Consider the following 1,883-nt stretch of genomic DNA (forward strand, 5'->3'; position numbering starts at 1 on the left):
AGTCCATTCGACCCGGCCCCAAAGGCCGTCCGCGCGCGCCTGCATCTCGACGATCCAGCCTCGCGCCGGGGCCGGTCGGCCCTCCGGGGCGGCGAGGTCGATCGAGTGATTTTCGTCGAGCGGGAGCTTGCCCGCCGCCATCGAAGCGCGGATCACATCGTCGGCGTTCTCCAGCGTGAAAGGCCCGCGGCCGTCGTTTCCACGAAAAGTCCCGGCCGGCGTCAGGTGCACCCATTCGGGAGCGGCACCGGCCGGGATCTGGAAGTGAAGGGAGGAAACGACGGTCTTCATCGCCGCCGAATGTGGCCGGCGGCGACCATACGCGACACGGCCCCGCACGGGGCCGGGACCTACATGGCGATGGGAGGGATCAGCGCGACGCGGTCAGCGCTTGCCGCCGGATGATGGCCCGGAACCGAGCGCGCGGGCAAGGCCGCCCTCGATGACGTCCAGGATCATGACCTGGTCGTCGCTGCTGATGCCGACGAAGGGGCGGGCCGGAATCGTGACCGAGGGCGTCTTCACGGTCTTGCCGCCCATGCTGAAGACAAGGAACGGCCCGTTCTTCGCTGTGATGACCGCGCCGCCCTGGTGGACGCCGGCGTAAATCTTGTTGCTGCCGACCTGCACGTCCGCGCGCCCGGCGCGATAGGTGATCGAGCCCTGCAGGCCGCCGCGCATCCCGCTCTCGCGCAGGATGCCGGGGCCACGCTTCCCCGAAGCGTAGAGCGGATTGAGCGGCGACCAGGCCGAGCCGTCCGGCGCAACCTCGTCGTCGAAACGATCCTGCGTCGAGGTGACGAGGCCGGTGCCGATCGCGCGCGTGATCGGCGTCGGATCGGCCACGACGCGTTCGAGCCGGCCGAAGGCGGCGCGGGCCGGATCCCAGTCGAATGAGAAGGTGACGGAGAAGCCGCTCACGTATCGTTCAGCCCAGGCACGGCCGAGCGCGGCGCGTTCATCCAGACCTGGCCGGGATTGTAGTCGAAGCCAACATCGACGCCCTGGGATCCGGTCAGAACCTCTCCGGTCTTTCGGTTCACCTCCCGGATTGGCAGACGCTCGGGCGCCTGGTCGATGCCACGCCGACCTTGGCGCTTCAACCCGGCTTCACTGACCGGTCGGACCCGGCAGCCGCAGCCCCAGCCGTTGGGCGGATAAGCCCAATCCCAGAAAGGATCGTCAGCGCGCAGCACCGTGCCGTTCCAGGCCAGGTGCTGCTTGCGCGGGTGCCTGGCGCCCGAATGCACGTATTGCCAATATGGGAAAGCCGCGAGCGTCTCCGGTTCGGTCTGCTGGGCATAGCGGCCGGCCGAATAGGCCATGGACAGGTTGGTCTCGTAGATGACGCGGGCGCGCCAGCCGGGCTTGCCGACATGGTCCCAGCCATGGCGCCTGACGATCTCGCCGAACCGCTTGCGGAACTCCTCGAGCGTCGTCCCGTCCTCGAGCGCCTTCTCGATCTCGCGACGGAAGTCCTCGACCAATGCGGTGGCCGTCGCGCCGGCGACGGTGAAGGCCTTTGCGTTGGCCTTCTGCCAGACATCGGTCCAGCCGGTCGAGGTGACGGTCACCTTCTGGCGGAGATAGTCGATGGCCTCCTGGAACGGCAGGCCGATGGCGCTCATCGTCGTGGTCATGACGCGGGCCCGTAGGAAGCCCGCTGGCGGCCGCGAGCCGCGGCCGCGGCCATGCCCCGGAAAATTCCGGAACGGCCGCCCAGCGTTTGAATAGCCGTTTGAACGGACGCGCTGGGCGGCAGGGTCAAGGTGTCAGCTGCGCTGGCCATCGGGACTGCCCGCCAGCTCGTCGAGCAGAGCCGCCCGGCCGGTCAGATGCGAGAGCGCGATCGCGCGACCCATGGCCTCTGCGAGCTGCGCAGG

3 protein-coding genes are annotated in these 1,883 nt (G+C 68.7%); all 3 read right to left on the reverse strand.

The genetic code is table 11. The features are described from left to right. A partial coding sequence (locus tag ACFPOB_RS29690; RefSeq protein WP_377801775.1) for a phage protease occupies positions 1-291 on the reverse strand: 291 nt, incomplete at its 3' end. Positions 292-384: 93 nt separating this feature from the next. After that, entirely contained in the window at positions 385-921 is a 537-nt protein-coding gene (locus tag ACFPOB_RS29695) for a phage virion morphogenesis protein (RefSeq protein ID WP_377801776.1), read from the reverse strand. Next, complete coding sequence (locus ACFPOB_RS29700; RefSeq protein ID WP_377801777.1) at positions 918-1,640, reverse strand: phage head morphogenesis protein; 723 nt, start codon at positions 1,638-1,640, stop codon at positions 918-920. The genes ACFPOB_RS29695 and ACFPOB_RS29700 overlap by 4 nt, the downstream gene beginning before the upstream one ends. Positions 1,641-1,883 lie beyond the last annotated feature (243 nt).

The organism is Allobosea eneae (assembly GCF_042657265.1).
Taxonomy (GTDB): domain Bacteria; phylum Pseudomonadota; class Alphaproteobacteria; order Rhizobiales; family Beijerinckiaceae; genus Allobosea; species Allobosea eneae.

Excerpts from the sequence above, each read along its gene's own strand:
- ACFPOB_RS29700 (WP_377801777.1), bottom strand. The coding sequence starts at position 1,640 with ATGACCACGACGATGAGCGCCATCGGCCTGCCGTTCCAGGAGGCCATC.